Annotated in this window: 19 protein-coding genes; 7 read left to right on the top strand and 12 right to left on the bottom strand. The window is 64.5% G+C overall.

What is annotated here, in order from left to right:
- The 9 genes from A8V01_RS29380 to A8V01_RS19790 all read right to left on the bottom strand — a co-directional run.
- The coding region (locus A8V01_RS29380) for an FAD-dependent oxidoreductase (protein ID WP_170066011.1) at positions 1-113 on the bottom strand (113 nt) is incomplete at its 3' end.
- 5 nt (positions 114-118) lie between these two features.
- A complete protein-coding gene (gene pcaD, locus A8V01_RS19825) occupies positions 119-889 on the bottom strand; it encodes a 3-oxoadipate enol-lactonase (RefSeq protein ID WP_103098048.1) in 771 nt (256 codons plus the stop codon).
- A gap of 4 nt (positions 890-893) precedes the next feature.
- Positions 894-1,211: a 2Fe-2S iron-sulfur cluster-binding protein gene (locus tag A8V01_RS19820; protein WP_103098047.1), complete on the bottom strand. Its 318-nt coding sequence runs from the start codon at positions 1,209-1,211 to the stop codon at positions 894-896.
- 28 nt (positions 1,212-1,239) lie between these two features.
- A complete protein-coding gene (gene benD, locus A8V01_RS19815) occupies positions 1,240-2,025 on the bottom strand; it encodes a benzoate diol dehydrogenase BenD (protein WP_103098046.1) in 786 nt (261 codons plus the stop codon).
- Between the two features lie 10 nt (positions 2,026-2,035).
- Complete coding sequence (benB, locus tag A8V01_RS19810) at positions 2,036-2,551, bottom strand: benzoate 1,2-dioxygenase small subunit (RefSeq protein WP_103098045.1); 516 nt, start codon at positions 2,549-2,551, stop codon at positions 2,036-2,038.
- A complete protein-coding gene (locus A8V01_RS19805) occupies positions 2,548-3,897 on the bottom strand; it encodes an SRPBCC family protein (RefSeq protein WP_103098044.1) in 1,350 nt (449 codons plus the stop codon). Before A8V01_RS19805 ends, benB begins: the two co-directional genes overlap by 4 nt.
- 25 nt (positions 3,898-3,922) lie before the next feature.
- Positions 3,923-4,843 (bottom strand): dioxygenase family protein, encoded by a 921-nt coding sequence (locus A8V01_RS19800; protein WP_103098043.1) that lies wholly within the window; start codon positions 4,841-4,843, stop codon positions 3,923-3,925.
- Between the two features lie 33 nt (positions 4,844-4,876).
- Positions 4,877-5,167 (bottom strand): muconolactone Delta-isomerase, encoded by a 291-nt coding sequence (gene catC / locus A8V01_RS19795; protein WP_103098042.1) that lies wholly within the window; start codon positions 5,165-5,167, stop codon positions 4,877-4,879.
- A gap of 5 nt (positions 5,168-5,172) precedes the next feature.
- Positions 5,173-6,330: a muconate/chloromuconate family cycloisomerase gene (locus tag A8V01_RS19790; protein ID WP_103098041.1), complete on the bottom strand. Its 1,158-nt coding sequence runs from the start codon at positions 6,328-6,330 to the stop codon at positions 5,173-5,175.
- Between the two features lie 112 nt (positions 6,331-6,442).
- Between A8V01_RS19790 and A8V01_RS19785 the strand changes: the two genes are divergently transcribed.
- From A8V01_RS19785 to A8V01_RS19765, 5 genes are all read left to right on the top strand, one after another.
- The gene (locus A8V01_RS19785) at positions 6,443-7,366 is read left to right on the top strand and encodes a LysR family transcriptional regulator (RefSeq protein ID WP_103098040.1); all 924 of its coding nucleotides are present in this window, start codon (positions 6,443-6,445) and stop codon (positions 7,364-7,366) included.
- A gap of 115 nt (positions 7,367-7,481) precedes the next feature.
- Complete coding sequence (locus A8V01_RS19780) at positions 7,482-8,810, top strand: MFS transporter (RefSeq protein WP_103098039.1); 1,329 nt, start codon at positions 7,482-7,484, stop codon at positions 8,808-8,810.
- 4 nt (positions 8,811-8,814) lie between these two features.
- The gene (locus tag A8V01_RS19775) at positions 8,815-10,005 is read left to right on the top strand and encodes a benzoate/H(+) symporter BenE family transporter (protein WP_245892737.1); all 1,191 of its coding nucleotides are present in this window, start codon (positions 8,815-8,817) and stop codon (positions 10,003-10,005) included.
- Between the two features lie 41 nt (positions 10,006-10,046).
- Entirely contained in the window at positions 10,047-11,486 is a 1,440-nt protein-coding gene (locus A8V01_RS19770; protein ID WP_103098038.1) for an alginate export family protein, read from the top strand.
- 123 nt (positions 11,487-11,609) lie between these two features.
- On the top strand, positions 11,610-13,856 hold the full coding sequence (locus A8V01_RS19765; RefSeq protein WP_103098037.1) for an FdhF/YdeP family oxidoreductase: 2,247 nt from the start codon (positions 11,610-11,612) through the stop codon (positions 13,854-13,856).
- Between the two features lie 137 nt (positions 13,857-13,993).
- Here the strand turns inward: A8V01_RS19765 and A8V01_RS19760 are convergent, their stop codons facing one another.
- Both A8V01_RS19760 and A8V01_RS19755 read right to left on the bottom strand, forming a co-directional pair.
- Complete coding sequence (locus A8V01_RS19760; RefSeq protein ID WP_103098036.1) at positions 13,994-14,764, bottom strand: hypothetical protein; 771 nt, start codon at positions 14,762-14,764, stop codon at positions 13,994-13,996.
- Between the two features lie 110 nt (positions 14,765-14,874).
- Entirely contained in the window at positions 14,875-16,074 is a 1,200-nt protein-coding gene (locus tag A8V01_RS19755; RefSeq protein WP_245892736.1) for a S8 family serine peptidase, read from the bottom strand.
- A gap of 132 nt (positions 16,075-16,206) precedes the next feature.
- Between A8V01_RS19755 and A8V01_RS19750 the strand changes: the two genes are divergently transcribed.
- Both A8V01_RS19750 and A8V01_RS19745 read left to right on the top strand, forming a co-directional pair.
- A complete protein-coding gene (locus tag A8V01_RS19750) occupies positions 16,207-16,716 on the top strand; it encodes an RNA polymerase sigma factor (protein WP_103098034.1) in 510 nt (169 codons plus the stop codon).
- Positions 16,713-17,531, top strand: coding sequence for an anti-sigma factor (locus A8V01_RS19745; protein ID WP_103098033.1), 819 nt, complete (start codon positions 16,713-16,715; stop codon positions 17,529-17,531). Before A8V01_RS19750 ends, A8V01_RS19745 begins: the two co-directional genes overlap by 4 nt.
- Before the next feature lie 9 nt (positions 17,532-17,540).
- Here the strand turns inward: A8V01_RS19745 and A8V01_RS19740 are convergent, their stop codons facing one another.
- On the bottom strand, positions 17,541-18,626 hold the full coding sequence (locus A8V01_RS19740) for a glycosyltransferase family 2 protein (RefSeq protein WP_245892735.1): 1,086 nt from the start codon (positions 18,624-18,626) through the stop codon (positions 17,541-17,543).
- Between the last annotated feature and the right edge of the window lie 3 nt (positions 18,627-18,629).

The following is an 18,629-nucleotide window of genomic DNA, read 5'->3' as shown; positions in this document are numbered from 1 at the left end:
GGCTCGCGCCCGATGACGGTGATGGTCCCTTCGAACCCGTTCTGGCGCAGCGCAAGCGCACACTGCGCCCCGCCATGACCCGCACCCACGATGACGACGTCTGATTGTTCCATCGGCTTCAGTCCTGCAGGAAGGCGATCATGCCTGCCGCAAGGTCGGCCGGAGCCTCCAGCGGGGCAAGGTGCGCGGCTTGTAGCGACAGATGCGTCGCGCCGGGGATGCTGGCCAGCAGGTGCTCGCCGTGGCCCGCCAGCGGGGTGGATGTGTCTTGCGTGCCGGTGACGACCAGCGTCGGCGCGGCAATGGCGCCGATGCGTGTTTCCAGGGTCATATCGCGAATTGCCGCACCACAGCCTGCATAGCCCTGCGCGTCCATCGACAGTAACTGGCGGCGCACGGCTTCGTAGATCGCCGGTTCGGCGGCGTCCGACAGGAAGCGTCCCATCGCAAGGTCGGCAATGGCGGCCATCCCCTCTCCCCGCACCTTGGCGATGCGATCGTTCCATGAAGCGCTGTCCATCGTGGCGGAGGTACAGATGGGGATCAGCTTCTCCACCCGGTCCGGCGCGATGAGGGCCAGTTCCATCGCGATCATCCCGCCCAGCGATACGCCTGCCACGCTGAACCGTGCCAACCCGGCCGCATCCGCGACCGCCAGCACGTCTGCCGCCAGCATCGGCATCGTGAAGTCTCCGGGCTCTGCCTCCGAGGCGCCATGACCGCGTGCGTCAATCCGCAGCAGCGCGAAGCGTTCGCGCAGGAACGGCAGCACCGCATCCCACAAGTCCATGTCGGTGCCGATCGAATTGAGCAGCACCAGCGCAGGCGCATCCTCGCGTCCGTCGCGCTTCCAGTAAAGGCTTGCGCCGGAAACCTGGGTAAAGGGCATGAAGTCAGTCCTCCGGTGCGATGGTGACGCGCAACCCGTCCAGCGCCGGGGTCATGGCGATCTGGCAGGACAGGCGCGAAAGGTCTGTGCGATAGTCGGAGGAATCGAGCAAGTCGTCCTCATCCTCGCCGGGCTTGCCCGCCTTGTCGGCCCATTCGGCATCAACGAAGACGTGGCACGTCGCGCAGGAACAGCAGCCTCCGCACAGCGCAAGCAGCTCATCCACGCCGTTGTCGCGGATGGCTTCCATGACGCTGGTGCCTTCGCGGGCGTCGATGGCGGTTTCGTCTCCCGCACGGGTGACGACGATCAGTGTGGGCACTTGGCGATTTCCTGTGAGTGTGAAAGCTTCAGCCGACGTCGCCACCGGCCACCGGCAGCACGGAGCCGGTCACGTAGCTGGCCTCTTCCGAGGCGAGGAAAAGGATCGGGGCGATCTGCTCCTCCAGCGTGCCGTAGCGCTTCATGAAGGCGGACGAGGTGACTTGCGCCACTGCCTCGGCCATCCATGTCTGTTCCTGTGCATTGTCCCCTTGCGCATTGCGGGCGACCCGGCGTGGTGGAGCGCTGGTGCCACCGGGGGCAGTGGCGACGACGCGGATGCCGGCCTCGGCATATTCCATGGCAAGCGCCTGCGTCATGCCGTTGATCCCGCCCTTGGCTGCCGAATAGGGCACGCGGCGGATACCGCGCGTGGCGTTGGAGGAGAGGTTCACGATCGTACCTGCGCCCTGCCCCAGCATCACCGGCAGTGCCGCGTGGCAGCAGTAGAGCGTGGGCATCAGCGAGCGGCGGATTTCCGCATCGATCTGCGCAGGCTCGAATTCTGCGTAAGGGCGCATGCGGATCGCGCCGCCCACGTTGTTGACGAGGATATCGATGCGCCCGAACGCCGCGACCGCCGCTGCCATGGCCTCAGCCGCGCCCTCGTAGGTTTCAAGGTCGCACTGGACCGACACCGCTTTGCCACCATCCGCAACGATGGCCTGCTCCACCTCGGTGACGAAGTCGGCCCGGTCGACAAGGACCACGCTGGCCCCTTCCGCCGCCGCGCGCATGGCAACGCCCGCCCCGATACCCTGCGCCGCGCCGGTCACGACCATGACCTTGCCCGCGAAACGTCCCTCGAAAATCACCGTAACCTCCTCAGACGTGGTAGACGTCGATGACCTGATGAATGTAATCGTCCTTGAGAACGATCGTCTTCTTCAGGATCTTCGGCGCCTCGCCGGAGGTGTCCAGCGTCAGGAACGTCGTTCCGAAGAACTGTTGCGTCTGCTGGTAGCGATGGCTGAGCGTGTGCCAGTTGTAACGCAGGTCCACCGCGCCATCGCGCGTTTCCAGCACTTCGACATTGGCGATGAAGTGCGAGGTACGCGCCTCCGGCGTGCTGGCCGAGGACCGCTCGGTGTTGAGGCGATAGACCCGGTCCTCAAGCCCCTTGCGGTTGCCGTAGTAGATCAGCGAGATTTCGGTCTGCGGATCGGTGGTCAGCGCGTCGTCGTCCGTCCACGCGGGCATCCAGTAGACGGCGTCTTCCGAATAGCATTCCAGCCATTCGTCGAACTGCCGGTCATCCAGCAGCCGCGCCTCGCGATAAAGGAAGGCGCAGATCTGCGCGTAGGACAGCGCGGCGGCGGTCTTTTCGAGAACGAGGGTCATTCCGCAGCCTCCAGCATGGGCTCGGCGTCCTTCGCCATGCCGTCCAGCATGATCTGCGCCCAGAATTCATGCTGGCGCACGAACAGGCCCTCATCCTCGCTGCGCTCGCTGGACAGCAGCGGGTTCATGCCCATGGCCTGTGCGTTGGCGTCGGGGCCGTGTATCCAGCGGGTGGCGCCGCGGCTGAGATCGTTCCACAATTCGCCCGCGCCTTCGTAGGCGGACTGACAGCTGCGGAACTCCTCAAGATCGTCAGGCGTGCCCATGCCGGTGACGTTGAAGAAATCCTCGTACTGGCGGATGCGGTGAGCGCGATCCTCGGCGCTTTCGCCCTTGGGGGCAAAACAGTAGATCGTGACTTCGGTGGTATGAACGTCCACCGGGCGCACCACGCGGATCTGGGTGGAGAACTGGTCCATCAGGAACACGTTGGGATAAAGCGCCAGGTTGCGCGTCTGTTCAAGGATGAACTTCGCGCGATCCTCGCCAAGTCGCGCGTCGAGCGATGGCTTGTGGTTCCAGATCGGGCGCACTTCGGGGTTCAGCACCTGCGTCCAGAGCAGGATATGACCATGCTCGAAGCCGTAGACGCCGCTGGCCGGGGCCTTGGACCAGCCGTTGGCGTCGACCGCCTTGGTCCCCCCTTCAGCGCGGCGGCCCATGGTGGACTGGTAGTTTTCGTGAACGGAACTGACGTGGTAGCCGTCGCAGCCGTTCTCCATCTGCATCTTCCAGTTGCCGTCGAAGGTATAGGTCGAATTGCCGGTGAGCAGTTCGATGCCTTCGGGCGCCTGATCGACGATCTGGTCGATGATCACCCGCGTCTCACCCAGATGCTCTTCCAGCGGAAGCACGTCATGGTTGAGCGAGGCGAAGATGAAACCGCGATAGCTTTCCACGCGGGCCCTGGCCAGATCGTGCGATCCTTCATGGTTGAAGCTGTCCGGATAGGCGCCGGTGCTGGCATCCTTGGCGCGCATAAGCGAACCGTCGGTCTTGAAGCTCCAGCCATGGAAGGGGCATACGAAGAGCGGCTGGTTGCCCCGTTTGCGGCGGCACAGCTTGGCACCGCGATGGGCGCAGGCGTTGACGACGCAGTTTAGGCCACCGTCCTTGGCACGGGTCAGGATCACCGGGGTTCGCCCGATCCAGGTCGTGAAGTAGTCGTTCTTCTTCTCGACCTGGCTTTCGTGGGCGATGTAGACCCAGTTGCTCTCGAAGATATACTTCATTTCGAGTTCGAACAGCGCCGGGTCGGTGAAGACATCGCGGCGGCAACGGAACAGGCCGGTTTCGGGGTTGTCGACCACGGCGGTCGCAACGCGGCTCATCAGATGTTCGTGCATGATCCTGTCTCCCGTGTTCTGGTTGTCAGACGGTTTCGGCTTCCGCAGCAGGCGTCGCTTCGGCGCGGTTGCGCGAAGAGAAGCCCTCGTCGCCCGCGTCGTGTGCGCGCTGCATCTGGAAGTCGAACTGGATGTAGGCGCTGTCGCCCTGACGGCTGGGCACCGGCAGCAGCCCCTCGCGGGTGCCGAAGGCGAAGTCGTCGGCCGCGAACGGATCGTCACCGAAGTTGATCTGCGTCGTCAGCGTGCGATAGCCGGGCGCTTCGATGAAGAAGTGGACGTGCGCCGGGCGATTGCCGTGGCGGCCAAGCGCCTGCATCAGCTTGTCGGTCGCGCCTTCGGGCGGCACCGAGTAACCGCTCGGCTGGTTGGAATGGAACGCATAGCGCGCGTCATCGCCCAGCTTGATACGGCGGCGGTTGTTGAACGGGGTCTGTTCGCCGGTCGGATCGAAGTGCGAATACCAGCCCTTGGAGTTCGCATGCCAGACGTGGACGATCGCATCCTTCACCGCCTCACCCTCAGGCCCGGTCACGGTGCCGGTCATGTGCAGCACGGTGGTGCCTTCATCGGGATCGACGCTGAGGTTGACGTTGCCTTCGACCAGCGGCGCACCGGCGACGTAAAGCGGACCTTCGATAGTGCGCGGGGTGCCCCCGGTCAGACCCGCTTCGGCGTCCTTGGCGTCCATGTACAGGTCAAGGAAGTGCTCAAGCCCGGTGCCCGGCACGATCAGCCCGATCTCTGCCGAACTGTCTGCCAGGTACTTCATCGCCAGCCAGAATTCGCTTTCGGAGATGTCGTGCTTCACGATCAGCTCCATGATGCTTTCGGTCAGATCCCGCACGATCGACTTGAGCCGTGCACTGCCGCCGCTCTCGTTCACGCCTGCGGCGCGGTCGAGCAACTGCTGGATTTCGGGGGTCTTTACGAAGCTGGTGTCCATTTCATTCTCTCCCGTAATTGTAAGTGGTGGCGATCAGCGATCGTCGTCATGGATTGAGGAGGGGTGCCGGGCGAGCGGCGTGATCTTCATCGTCATGAAGGGGTAGAGCGGCAACGCCATCAGCGTGTCGTGCAGCGCCGCATTGCTTTCCACGTCGAAGATCGAGACGTTGGAATAAAGGCCGACCTTGCGCCAGATGTGCCGCCAGGTGCCTGCCTGTTGCAGCGTCTGGAAGTAGGCCTTTTCCTCTGCCTTGATCCGTGCCGCTTCTGCAGCATCGAAGTCCAGGGGGATGTTGACGTCCATTTCGACCATGAAAAGCACGGGGTTCAGGCTCCTGCGTTGACGGGGTGAAGGGTGGGGGCAGACCGATCGCGGCGGAAGAAGGCGACCTTGTCCTCATCCAGCGCGATGCCAAGACCCGGTCCGGTCGGCACGGCAAGCGAGAAGTCCGCGTAACCGAGCGGTTCTGTCAGGATTTCCTCGGTCTGCAGCAAGGGCCCGAACAGTTCGGTGCCCCAGGCAAGTTCGGGCAACGTGGCAAAGACATGCGCCGATGCGATCGTGCCGACACTGCCTTCCAGCATCGTGCCGCCATAAAGCCCGATGCCCGCCGCCGCGCCGATCGCGGCGACTTCTGCCGTGGCGAAAAGCCCGCCCGATTGTGCGATCTTGAGGGCGAAGACGCCTGCAGCATTGGCCGCAGCAATCCGCAGCGCCGAACGTGGGCCGTGAAGCGCTTCGTCTGCCATCAGCGGTACTGCCTGCGTGGTGGACAGCCGCGCCATCGCGGCAACATCGTCCCCGGCAATGGGCTGTTCCACAAGGTCGCAGCCAACGTCAGCCAGCATCGCCATGCCCAGCTTGGCCTGTGCCTCAGTCCAGTTCTGGTTGACGTCCACGCGGACGCTGGCGCGGTCGCCCAGCGCCTTGCAGATGGCGCCGACATGGGCCACGTCATCGCGCACGTCGCGCTTGCCGATCTTGAGCTTGAAAATACGGTGGCGGCGGGCCTCAAGCATCGCCTCGCCCTCGGCAATATCGCGCGCGGTATCGCCGCTGGCGAGCGTCCAGGCGACCGGCAGGCTGTCCCGCACGCGCCCGCCGCCGATCAGTTCGGATACCGGCACGCCAAGCCGCTTGCCCGCCATGTCGAGCAGCGCCGTCTCCACTGCGCACTTGGCGAAGTGGTTGCCCCGCACGCATTTGGCGACCTTCGCCATCGTGGCGCCGACTTGCGCGATATCGCAGGTTTCCAGCACTGGCACGATGTATGTGTCGATGGCGGACTTGATGCTTTCGGGGCTTTCCTCGCCATAGCTGAGGCCGCCGATCGTGGTGCCCTCGCCCAGCCCCTCGACGCCGTCGGCATCGGTAAGACGGACGATCACCATCGACTGTCCATGCATCGTTGCCATCGCCAGCACATGCGGGCGGATCGTCGGCACATCGACAATGAAGGTATCAGCGCGGCTCAACACGGCCATTGCAGCGACTCTCCCGAATGCTTAACTTTCGAGGAGAAATCTAGGACTCCCCGAAAGCCGTCGCAAAGATCAATGCGGTTACAGGTCGATACTTGAAAGGTATAATGCCGTGATGGATTTGCGCCTTTTGCGCTATTTTGTGGCCGTGGCAGAGGAAGGCAACTTCAATCGCGCAGCAGAGCGGCTCCACATCGCGCAGCCGCCATTGTCCCGCGCGATCCAGCAGCTTGAAGCACACGTGGGCGCGCCGCTGCTCGATCGCAGCAGCCGGCCTTTGCGGCTTACCGCCATCGGCCGCCTGCTTCATGCGCAGGCGCTGCAGATGCTGGCGCGGATGGAGGACGTGGAAGCCATGGTGAAATCGGCCGCCACCAGCCGGCGCCGACGGCTGGTGATCGGCTTCGTCGCCTCCACCATCTACGCCCGCCTACCCGAACTGATCCGCGAATTCCGCAAGGTGGCCGAAAACGTCGAACTCGTCATGGTCGAGGCCACCACGCTCGATCAGATCGCCGCGTTGAAGGAAGGGCGCATCGACGTCGGCTTTGGTCGCATCCGGTTCGAAGACCCGGCTGTGCGGCGCATCATCCTGCGCAACGAAAAGCTCGTCGCCGCCTTTCCGATGGACCACCCGCTGGCAGATGGCGAAGGGCCGATCTCGCTGCGCGAACTTTCCGACGAACCCCAGATCATCTATCCGCGCGCACCGCGGCCCAGCTACGCCGACCAGGTCATATCGCTGTTCCGCGACCATTCGATCGAACCGCGCATCATCCATGAAGCGCGCGAATTGCAGATCGCCATCGGCCTTGTCGCCGCGCAGGAAGGGATCGCCATCGTCCCGGAATCGGTCCGCCGCGCGCGCAGCCATGACGTGGCTTTCCGCGATCTGGTGGAACCCGCGACATCCCCCATCATCATGAGCCACCGCCCGGGAGACCGCTCGCCCGAACTGGCGCTCATGGCCTCGGTCATCGCGCACCAGTACGCACAATGGGGTTACGACGTGCCCGCCGCACTGAACGAGGAGCTTTGACCTCTGCCCATACCCTCAGCGTATTTGCAAACGACTTAATTGGTATTTGTTGAAACCCGACAGGTCATTCACCTTCCCGACAAATCACGCAATGTGAAACGGGAGAGGAATCGATATGCACAATATCGATGTAAGTCGACTTGTCGACGAAGCCAGATTCGGAAATCTGCATCTCAAGATAATAATTGCCTGCGCCATCCTGCTTATAGTCGATGGATACGACGTTTTCATTTATGGCGTAGTTCTTCCCCAACTTATGGAGCAATGGCATCTTACCGCGCCCCAGGCCGGTTCTTTGGCAAGCTGGGCGCTGTTCGGCATGATGTCCGGCGCGCTTGTGTTCGGACCGCTGGGTGACCGGATCGGCCGCAAGACCTGCATCGCCTTGTGCTTCACCCTGTTCAGCGCCGCGACGTTCCTGTGCGGCTTCGTGACGACGCCCACGATGTTCGGTGTGCTGCGCTTTGCTGCGGGCCTGGGCTGCGGCGGACTGATGCCCAATGCGGTTGCGCTGACCAACGAATATGCACCAAAGCGAATGCGCAGCACCCTCGTCGCGCTGATGTTCAGCGGCTATGCGGTGGGCGGCATGGTCGCTGCCGGGCTGGGCATCTGGCTGCTGCCGGCGTTCGGCTGGCAGGCGATGTTCCTGGCCGCCGCCGTACCGCTGATCCTGTTGCCGCTGGTGTTGCGCGGACTGCCGGAATCGGTCGGCTTCCTGATCCGCAAGGGTGAACACGACAAGGCCCGCGCGATCCTGCAGCGCCTTTCGCCCGAAGCGGCCGGCGGCGGCGCACTGGTCTATCACGAGGCCACCGGCGAGCGCGCATCGGTAGGTGAACTGTTCCGCGGCGGTCGCACGCTGGGCACGCTGTCGATGTGGCTGTGCTTCTTCTGCTGCCTGCTGATGGTCTATGCGCTGGGATCGTGGCTGCCGCAGCTGATGCGCAGCGCCGGGTACAGCCTTGGCTCCAGCCTGTCGTTCCTGCTCGCGCTCAACTTCGGCGGCATGTTCGGAGCGATCTCGGGCGGGCGCCTTGCGGACAAGTTCGGACTGCCGCGCGTGGTTATGGCCTACTTCGCGCTGGGGGCGCTGTGCATTGCCCTGCTGGGCCTGAACAGCATCATGCCGGTGCTTTACCTGCTGATCTTCATCGCCGGAGCCGGCACCACCGGCACCCAGATCCTGCTCTACGCCAGCGTCGCGGAGTTCTACAGCCTGCCGGTGCGCTCTACCGGCCTTGGTTGGGCATCGGGGATGGGCCGCGTCGGCGCCATCGTCGGGCCGATGCTGGGCGGCGTGCTGCTGGCCGCGCAACTGCCGATGGCGCTCAACTTCATCGCCTTTGCCATCCCCGGCCTCATCTCGGTGCTGGCGACCGCGCTCTACATGGTAAGCCGCCGCCAGCAGCGTGTCCGGGAAACCTACGCCCTGGCGGCGTGAACGGATGACCATGACCACGCGGCAGACTTCGTGGATCCCGGCAATCATCGCCGGGATCATCGCCACCACCATATCCTACGCAGGACCGCTGGTGATCGTGTTCCAGGCGGCGCAAGGGCTGGAACCGGGGGTCGTCGCCTCATGGATCTGGGCAATATCGATCGGCAGCGGCGTGCTGGGCATTGCGATGAGCTGGCGCTGGCGGGTGCCGATCGTGGTCGCATGGTCCGCACCCGGCTCTGCCCTGCTGGTGACGATGCTGCCGCAGACCGACTTCGCGACGGCTGTGGGCGCCTACATCGTGGCCAACATTGCCGTGCTGGTCGTCGGCGCATCGGGCGCGTTCGATCGGCTGATGAAGCGCCTGCCTGCCGCGATCACTGCCGCGATGCTGGCGGGCATCCTGTTTCGCTTCGTGATCGACATGATCGGCGCCGTCCCATCTGCGCCGGTCATGGTCATCGCCATGATCGCAGCCTTCTTTGCCGGACGCGTGATAGCCCCGCGCTATGCCGTGGTGGCAGTGCTGCTGACGGGTGTGGCCGTGACCATGCTGGAGGGCGGGCTGACCGGCGCGATCGGCACGCCGCGCCTGACCCTTCCGGTCTGGACCACGCCGCATTTCGACTGGGCCGCCACGGCCAGTATTGCCCTGCCCCTTTCGGTCGTTGCCCTGACCGGCCAGTTCCTGCCCGGCATCGCCGTGCTGCGCGCCGCCGGATATGACCAACCCGCCGCGCGCCCGATCGTATCGGCAAGCGCGTTCGGCTCCATCCTGCTTGCCCCTTTCGGCTGCCACGGACTAAACCTTGCGGCCTTCACCGCCGCGATCTGCCTTGGCCCCGATGCGCATCCCGATCCGGCAAAGCGCTACATCGCCGGGATCGCGGGCGGTGTGACCTACCTGATATTCGGGGCCTTCGCCGCAACGGTGCTTGCCCTCTTTGCGACCCTGCCCAAGACCCTGATCGCGGCGCTGGCGGGCCTTGCACTGTTCCCAGTGGTTTCCGGCTCGCTCAGCACAGCCCTTCGCGCGGAAGGCGGCCGCGACGGCGCGCTCGTCACGTTCGCCGTCAGTGCATCGGGCATGACGCTGGCGGGCCTTGGCTCGGCCTTCTGGGGGCTCGTGTTCGGGCTGGCCGTCCACTTGCTCCAGACCCTCGCTGCCAGACCGGCGCGCGCTGCGGCGACCTGACCGCCGCATCCAACGACAAACGACAATACGGGAGAATATCGATGTTCCAGATCATGGCGCACGCCCTGACCGCCGCCGCCGCACAGGCGCCCACTCCCGCGCTTCCTGCCGATGCAGCGCAGAAAGAAGCCCCCGCTACGGTAGAGGCCACCGCGCCCGAAACACCGAACCGCCCGAAACCGCCCAAGCCCGCGTTCAAGCCGATCAACCATGACGAGGACTATTCCAGCTTCCGCGCGGTGCGCGATGCCAACTTGTGGACCCGCCTCAAGTACATCCCGATCGCCGGGGAAACTTACGCCACCCTCGGCGGCGAACTGCGCCTGCGCCCGGAACTGCGTATCGGCGAACGCTGGGGACGCGGCCCGCAGGATGACGACGGCAATTTCCAGCAGCGCACCCGCGTCTGGGGCGATCTTCAGGTGGAAGGATTGTTCCGCGCCTTCGTGGACCTGGAACATGCGACCAGCACCGGCCTTGATTCCGTCGTTGCCCCGATCGAGGAAGGCCGCCTCGATTTCAATCAGGCCTTCGTGGAAGCACATGTGCCGGTCGGCCCCGCAAAAATCACCGCGCGCCTTGGGCGCCAGGAGATCGGCATCGGCAACCAGACCGTGTTCGACATGCGCGAAGGCGCTAATACCCGCCGCTCGCTAGACCTGCTGCGCGTGATGGGCAGCATGGGCAAGTGGGACGGCGGCTTCCTGACCGGCCATGCGGTGCTCGAAAAGCTGGGCACTTTCGATGACAAGACCAACCACGATTACGACCTGACCGGCTTCCACGCCGGACGCACTTTTGGCGAAGGCCCGCGCACCGGCCGCGCGGAAGTGTTGTTCGTGTCCTCCGACCGCGCCAGCCTTGCGTTCGACAGCGAAGCCGCCGCGCGCGACCAGCGCCGCACCCTGTCGCTGCGCTATGCCGGCAAGGCCGACGCGTGGAGCATCGACGTCGAAGGCATCCGGCAGTGGGGCTCTTTCGGCGATCTCGATATCGATGCCTATTACGTCACCGGAACGGTCGGCTACGGCTGGCAGGGTGGATGGAAACCCAAGCTGTCATTGCGGGTCGATGTCGGCTCAGGCGATCGCAATCCCAACGATGGCAAGATCGGCACATATGCGCCGTTGTTCCCAAAGCCGCTCACCTACAACGGTGACCTTGGGCCGCATAACCTGACGATCTTCCAGCCGCAGCTGTCACTGCAACCGAGCAGCAAGCTGACGCTGGACTTCTCTGTCGCGGGACTGTGGCGCACCTCGATCCACGATGGCGTCTATTCGCTGGGCGGCGCAGTGTTGCGCCAGGGTAACGAGACGGACTCCCGCTTCTTCGGCAAGCGTGCGACGGCGGCAGGACGCTACGCACTAAACCCGTTCACGACACTGGGTTTCTATACGATCTACGGCGATGTTTCGGAGAAGTTCAAGCCGGGCCGGGATTTGTTCTACGCTGCCGCCTACCTGACCTTCCGGCTCTAGGACCGCTGCCTTTTCGTCGCGCAGCATGCAACCGGATACGCGCACAAAGCATACACCTGTGATGTCGGATTTTTCGGCGCAAGGTGCTAACCCATCCGCGCCACCTGCTGCGAGACGAGAGCCATGAGCGAAACACGCGACCCCGAGAACCGCCCCGAAGGCATCAGTGACTACACCGGCCCGGCGGGTGGCTGGGGCGCGTTGCGCGCAGTGGCGCGCACTGTGCGCGAACAGATGAAGGCTAGCCCGGACACGCGCGCGCTGCTGCAGATGAACCAGCCCGACGGGTTCGACTGTCCCGGCTGCGCCTGGCCCGATCCGCGCCACACCTCTTCGTTCGAATTCTGTGAAAACGGCGCGAAGGCCGTCACCTGGGAAGCCACCGTAAAGCGCGTCGATCCCGACTTCTTCGCCCGTCACACCGCCACCGAACTGTGGTCCTGGAGCGATCACCAGCTTGAGGACGCGGGCCGACTGACCGAACCGCTGCGCTACGATGCCGAAACCGATCGCTTCGTGCCGGTTACGTGGGACGAAGCCTTCGCCCGCGCCGGGGCATCGATGCAGGCGCTTGCCCACGCCGATCAGGCAGAGTTCTACTGTTCAGGGCGCGCATCCAACGAAGCGGCGTTCCTCTACCAGCTGTTCGCGCGCGAATTCGGGACCAACAACTTCCCGGACTGTTCCAACATGTGCCACGAGGCGACCAGTACGGGCCTGCCCAAGTCGATAGGCATCGGCAAAGGCACGGTGACGCTGGAAGATTTCGATCATGCCGATGCCATCTTCTGCATCGGCCACAACCCCGGCACCAACCACCCGCGCATGCTGGGGACACTGGCCGCCGCATCGAAGCGCGGGGTGCCCATCATCGTCGCCAACCCGATGCGCGAACGCGGCCTCGAACGCTTCAAGTCACCGCAGCATCCCACCGAAATGCTCTCTCCCCATTCGACCCCGCTGGCATCGGCCTATCACCAGGTCCGCATCGGCGGCGACATGGCGATGCTGAAGGGCATGATGAAGCTGGTGGTCGAGGCCGACGCCCTCGACCACGCCTTCATCGCGCAGCACACCGAAGGGCTGGATGCGCTCCGGGCCGACCTTGACGCGACCAGCTGGAACTGGATCGAAGTTGAATCGGGCCTGACCCGCGATGCGATCGAAAGCATGGCGCAAGTCTACATGAAGGCAGAACGGGTGATCGTCTGCTACGGCATGGGGATCACGCAGCACAAGCACGGAACCCAGAATGTGCAGGCGATCGCCAACCTGCTGCTGCTGCGCGGCATGTTCGGCAAGGAGGGCGCCGGAATCTGCCCCCTGCGGGGCCACAGCAACGTGCAGGGCGACCGCACCGTGGGCATCACGGAACTGCCGACCGAGGACATGCTGGAACGGCTCGACGCCGCATTCGGCATCGCATCGCCGCGCCATCACGGCCACAACGCGGTCGAGGCGCTGGCCGCCATGCGCGCCGGGCATTCGAAGGCGCTGATCTCGCTGGGCGGCAACCTTGCCGTCGCCATGCCCGACCCGGAAGCCTGCTTCGCCGCCGTGCGCGGGCTGGACCTTTCGGTCAACATCCTCACAAAGTTCAACCGCACCTGCCTGCTGACGGCGAAGGAAACGCTGGTGCTGCCCTGCCTCGGCAGAACGGAACTGGACGTGCAGGATGCGGGACCGCAGTGGGTGACGGTGGAAGACAGCATGTCCATGGTCCACGCATCGCGCGGAAAGCTCAAGGCTCCCGGCCCCGAAGTCCGTTCGGAGCCCGCCATCGTCGCCGGGCTGGCGCAGGCGGCAATGCCGCATACGCGGGTAGACTGGACCGCGCTTGTCGCCGATTACGACCGCATCCGCGATCGCATCGAGGCCGTCTATCCCGACTTCCGCGATTTCAACCGCCGCGTGCGCGAACCGGGCGGCTTTCGCCTCACCATCGGCCCTGCCACCCGCACCTGGAAGACGCCGAGCGGCAAGGCGCAGTTCATCGCCCACCCCCACGTTGAGGATCAGGCCGAACGCCCGCTGCTGCTCACCACGATCCGCAGCCACGATCAGTACAACACCACTATCTACAGCCTCGACGACCGCTATCGCGGCGTCACTGGCCGCCGCGACGTGATCTTCGCCAACGAAGTGGATCTTGCCATGCTGGGGCTGGCGGAGGGCGACAAGGTGGACGTCACCACTCCGGCCGGGCGCACGCTTAAAGGCTTCACTCTGGTCCGCCACGCCATCGCGCGCGGATCGCTGGCCGCCTATTACCCTGAGGCGAACTGCCTGGTCCCGCTGGAAGATTACGATCCCGCCAGCGGCACGCCTGCCTACAAATCGATCCCGGTGACCATCTGCGCTGCAGCATAAACGCTGGCATGAGAACGCCCTCGGGAGCGAGTGGGCTCTCCCGAGGGCGCAGGCCGCCGTGTCATCGGTGGGGGGATGGAAGCGACGCGGCGGTTGTCAGGACGCCTTTCTGACGAAGGCTGACCTTGCGGAAAAACTTACTGGTCGCGCGCAGTGCTTGCGCCAAGGCTGACCGATCCGTTCGCGCCGTTCTTCGAAGCCGAGCCGCTGCCCGATCCGGTCACGTTCGCGCTGCGCTTGCCGGCCTGTGCATTGGCAGACCCGTTGCCCGAACCCGAAACCGAGCTGTCTGCAGCGCTTGCCGCTGCATCATGGGCCTTGCCGCCAACCGCCTGCGCCTTTTCGGTCGCAGCCGAACCTGCAGCCTGCGCCGTGGTCGTCGCGGCCCCGGCAACGTGCGATGTCAGGCCCGATGCGTCAGGCAAGCTGCCCGATCCGGCAAGCTCACCCGCACCGGAAGCCGAACCGCTCGCGCCCGAACCCGTCAAAGATCCCGTTGCCGAGCCGGAGCCCGTTGCAGCGCCGCTACCCGCCATCGACCGGGCTGAGTCTACAAGACCGCTTGCCTGCGAACGCGAACCCTCGACCGCCCCTGTCACTGCAGAGGTATCCGGCGCCGAAACCGAAGGCTTGCTCACCGTCTTCTTGGCCCGCCCGCTGGCATTGCCCGAAGCACGTGACGAAACGCTGCGGCTTGCGCGCGACGCGCTGATGTCGCCCGCACCGCCCATGGTCCCGTCGATCGAACTGCCGACACCGCCGATCGTGCCACCCAGCGATCCGCCAAGGCCGCCGCCAAGCGCGCCGCCCAGTCCGCCGCCGCCGCCCAGCAACTGGGCATTGGCCATCCCCGGTGCAGCGATAAGGGCAAGAGTTGCAATTGCGGTCCCGATTGAGAGCTTGTTCATGGTGTTGCTCCTTCCTTGTTGTCGTTCGCCCCGCTTGGGGTGTCTGATGGAAGGAACGGATGCCCGTTCAGATTTCATCCGCCGGGGATGAAGTTTTTCGTAAATTCTTTTCAGAGGCCCGACCGGCAGATATTGCAAAGAACGCCCCGCCCGGTCCGGCGCGGCCCCTTGATAGCCTCCAGATCGGCGGCTTTCAGCGCCTCTGCCGCACCTGTCGACAACGCCCGCCGCGCCGCGATCCGCGACGCGACCAGCGGCGCGGCATAGGACGTTCCGCGCAGCGATTGGCGCCCCTTTCCCGGCACCAGCGCCGACATGTCGGCACCCGGCGCTGCATAATCGAGATGCGATGCGCGTCCGGCTTCGATCAGCACACGCCCCGCACCGTCGACTCCGGTTACCGCGATCACGCCGGGGTAGGAGGCGGGATAGGCCGGTGGAGCAGCAGCACCATCGTTGCCCACTGCAGCCACCACGATCATTCCCCTGCCCTGCGCTGCTGCCACCGCGCGCGCCAGCAGCGGGTTCGATGGCCCGACAAGGCTGATTGACACCACCGGCACCCCCTGCGCCTGCATCCATCCCAACGCCTTGGCGATTGCCAGCGCATTGCCGCCTGCGGGATCTGTGCCATATACGTCGGCGCCGTATATCCGCGCCGTTCCCGCACCGGTCAGCAGAGACCCGATCGCGCTGGCGTGGTTGCTCGCCCTGGGTGCCCCTGCCGCAAAGCCGCGCTGCGCAGAAAGCCGTGTCGCACCGGCAATGCCGCCGTCGATCACCCCAACCGTCCCCCCGCGCGGCAGGGCCGTGGAAACGGCTGCGTCCGCCTGTCCTTCCGACTTGCCCGATGGAAAATGCAACTGGTCAGCGCTGATTTCACGACCCGGCAGCGCCTTACGCAGATCCTGCACCGCCTTGCTCAAAGCCACATCGGAAGGCGCGCCAAGCCGCGCGAACGGCACATCCAGCCCTTCAAGCGCCCCCCTTTCGATCAGGCTGTAACCCCGCTGCTGCGCCGTTTCGAGCGCGGACTCGTCAGGATCCAGCAAGAGAACTTCGCCGCGTACCGCAGGCTGGCGCCGGTCATCCCATTCGACCCGATCCGCGTGATCCGTTACCAAGCGGGTCAGTCGTCTGGCCCGGTCACGCGCGAGCGAGCGGACATCATCGACTACCCGGCCCACCGGCTCGATCACAGGCCCCGCGATATCGCCCAGCGTGTCTCTCACCCGGCCAAGTGTGCCCGGCACGTCCACCGGAAGCCCTCCACCAAGCTGTGCCGCAGCCGGCACGGAAGGTACGGCCATCAGCAATGCGGTGACCCCTGTGAAAAAATGCGTGCGGTGTCTCATCACTCTAGTCCGATAGCAAAAATTTCGTGGCATTCAGGGATGAAACGCGGCAGTCGATCCGTTTCATCCTGCGGACAAGACATTTCGATGAACGCATCGACCAGCAACGACCGCTTCTGCGAGGAACTCACCGCCCTGTTGCCGCGTCTGCGGCGCTTCGCGCGAGGCCTTGCGCGTGATGCGGCCGACGCGGACGACTTGTGCCAGCAGACCGTAGAGCGCGCGCTCAAGTCTCGTCAGTCGTGGCAGGACGGCACGCGGCTCGACGCTTGGGTTTACAGGATCATGCGCAACCAATGGATCGATGAAATACGGGCAAGGACGCGGCGTGCGCAAACCTTCACCCGTGAAGAGGAAGGCACCAACGTTGGCAGACCCGGCGATCAGGATGCCGAAAACCTCGTTGAAATCGGCAATGTGGGCCGCGCGCTGGCCCGCCTGCCCGATGAGCAGAGGGAAGCTGTGATGCTCGTGCTCGTCGAAGGCTTCGCCTACAAGGAGGCAGCCGAAATCATCGGCGTGCCGCAAGGTACGCTGACCTCGCGTCTTGGTAGGGGCCGGGAAGCGCTGCTGCGCGAACTGGGAGAAATCGCATGAGTGTGAGCGAAGAGGAGCTGGCCGCTTATGCTGACGGCGAACTGACCGGGCCCGACGCCGAACGTATCGGCGCAGCCATCGCGGCAGACCCGGCGCTTGCCGTTAGGGTCGATGCGGAAAAGCGCCTGCGCGCCTTGCTGCGCGGGCACCTCGACCCGGTGCTTACCGAGACGATGCCCGAAAGCCTGACGCTGACGATCGCCGCCGCAGCTGCCGAAGATACCGAGGCGGGGATGAGCGATGCCCAATCCCCCGAACCAGCGCTATCCGAACCAGCGTCACCCCAACCCGCGCGGATCCTCGATTTCACGGCAGCCCGTGCCCGCCGCCAGCAGCAGGCGCGCGCTGCCGCCCGCCCCCGGTTCGTCCTGCCAAAATGGTGGGGCACGGGGGCAGCAATTGCCGCGTCATTGGCGCTTGGCCTGTTCTTTGGCATGCGTACCCAGGACACCGGCGTTCGCGTGACCTCGGAAGGTGCTCTTGTAGCGACGGGAATGCTGTCGAGAGGGCTGGACGAACGGCTTGCCTCTGCCAACGAGAGCGGCAAGATGCGCATCCTCACCAGCTTCCGCCTAGGCGACGGCGGCTATTGCCGCGTCTATGATGCCGGGGCCACTTCGGGAATCGCGTGCAAGGACCAAGATAACTGGATCTTGGAGCGCACTGCGACAAGCGACAAAGCGCAATCGGGCGAATACCGTCAGGCGGGCTCTGCCCAACAAGATCTGATGGCCGCCGCGCAGGCTATGGCCGCCGGAGAACCGCTTGATGAAGCGCAGGAACAGGCCGCCCGCGCTGCGGGATGGCGGAAATAACAAGACTGCTCATCCGTTTACAGCGGCGATCAGGGGCATCTGTTCCGAATGTTCACGCACAGGCGGGTCTGAGAACTTCAATGGCAAAGGCGACGAAGGGAGACGGCATCCGTTCAGCACCTCTGCAACGAAGCCCAGAGACCAGCCTGCATGCATGGTCATCGCGGCCACGCCGGCGCAGGCATCGCAGGCCGACCGTGACCGCAGGCCCAGCAGCGCACCGACGAGTAGCGAACCCGTGACCCAGGCCAAGACCGGAAGGGCCAGAAACAAGGCTTCGGCCCGCCATGGGGCAGCGATCAGCCCCACGGTTCCCGCTACGATCGCCGGGGCAACCCCGATCGGCAGCATCTGACGCAGCTTGACCGGAGCGGGGTGCCGCTTGAGGTTGCGTGCGCGGCCCTTGCCGTAATTGCGATACTGCCGAAACAAGGCAGAGGGAGTGGCGCGGGGATGATAGGTTATCGCAGCCTGAGGCTCGATCCAGATCCTTCCCCCGCCAGCCAATAGCCTGCGATCAAGCTCGCTGTCTTCGTTGGCTGCAAAATCCTCGTCATACCCTCCCACGGCCATGAAGAGTGTGAGGTCAAAAAGCGCATGATGTCCATGCTCCACCCACTGCCCCCGCCCCGGATGGCGATGCACCGCGCCGCCAGTGCCCAGCAATGAATTCTGTGCCGCAGCCGCGGATCTCTGGAAACAACTGCTTCCCTGCGTATGCATGGGCACCACAACCGAAGTTGCCCGTCTGTCTTCAGCAGCAGAAACGAGACGTTCGACGAACCTTTCCGGATAGCCGGCATGGGCATCTATGCGCACCAGCCAGCGGCGACCCGCCCCATAGTTGCATGCGGCCAGATTGACCGCCGCGCTTTGTATCCGTTTCGGATTATCCAGAAGGCGTAGGTTGGTGTGCCGATCTGCAAAACCTCTGACGATTTCTCGACTGCGATCCACACTGCCGCCATCGGCAACCACAACAAGCGCATCGCCAGCGTCCCGCAACAGGTCGGCCAGCAGCCCCGGCAAATGCGCTTCTTCATTAAGGCAAGGCACAACAATCAGCACGTCCGAACCGGTACGACGATCCATCATCCG

Source organism: Novosphingobium guangzhouense (genome assembly GCF_002896965.1).
GTDB lineage: Bacteria > Pseudomonadota > Alphaproteobacteria > Sphingomonadales > Sphingomonadaceae > Novosphingobium > Novosphingobium guangzhouense.
The sequence above is the reverse complement of the archived record's forward strand: the minus strand, read 5'-3'. Positions and strand labels throughout refer to the sequence as shown.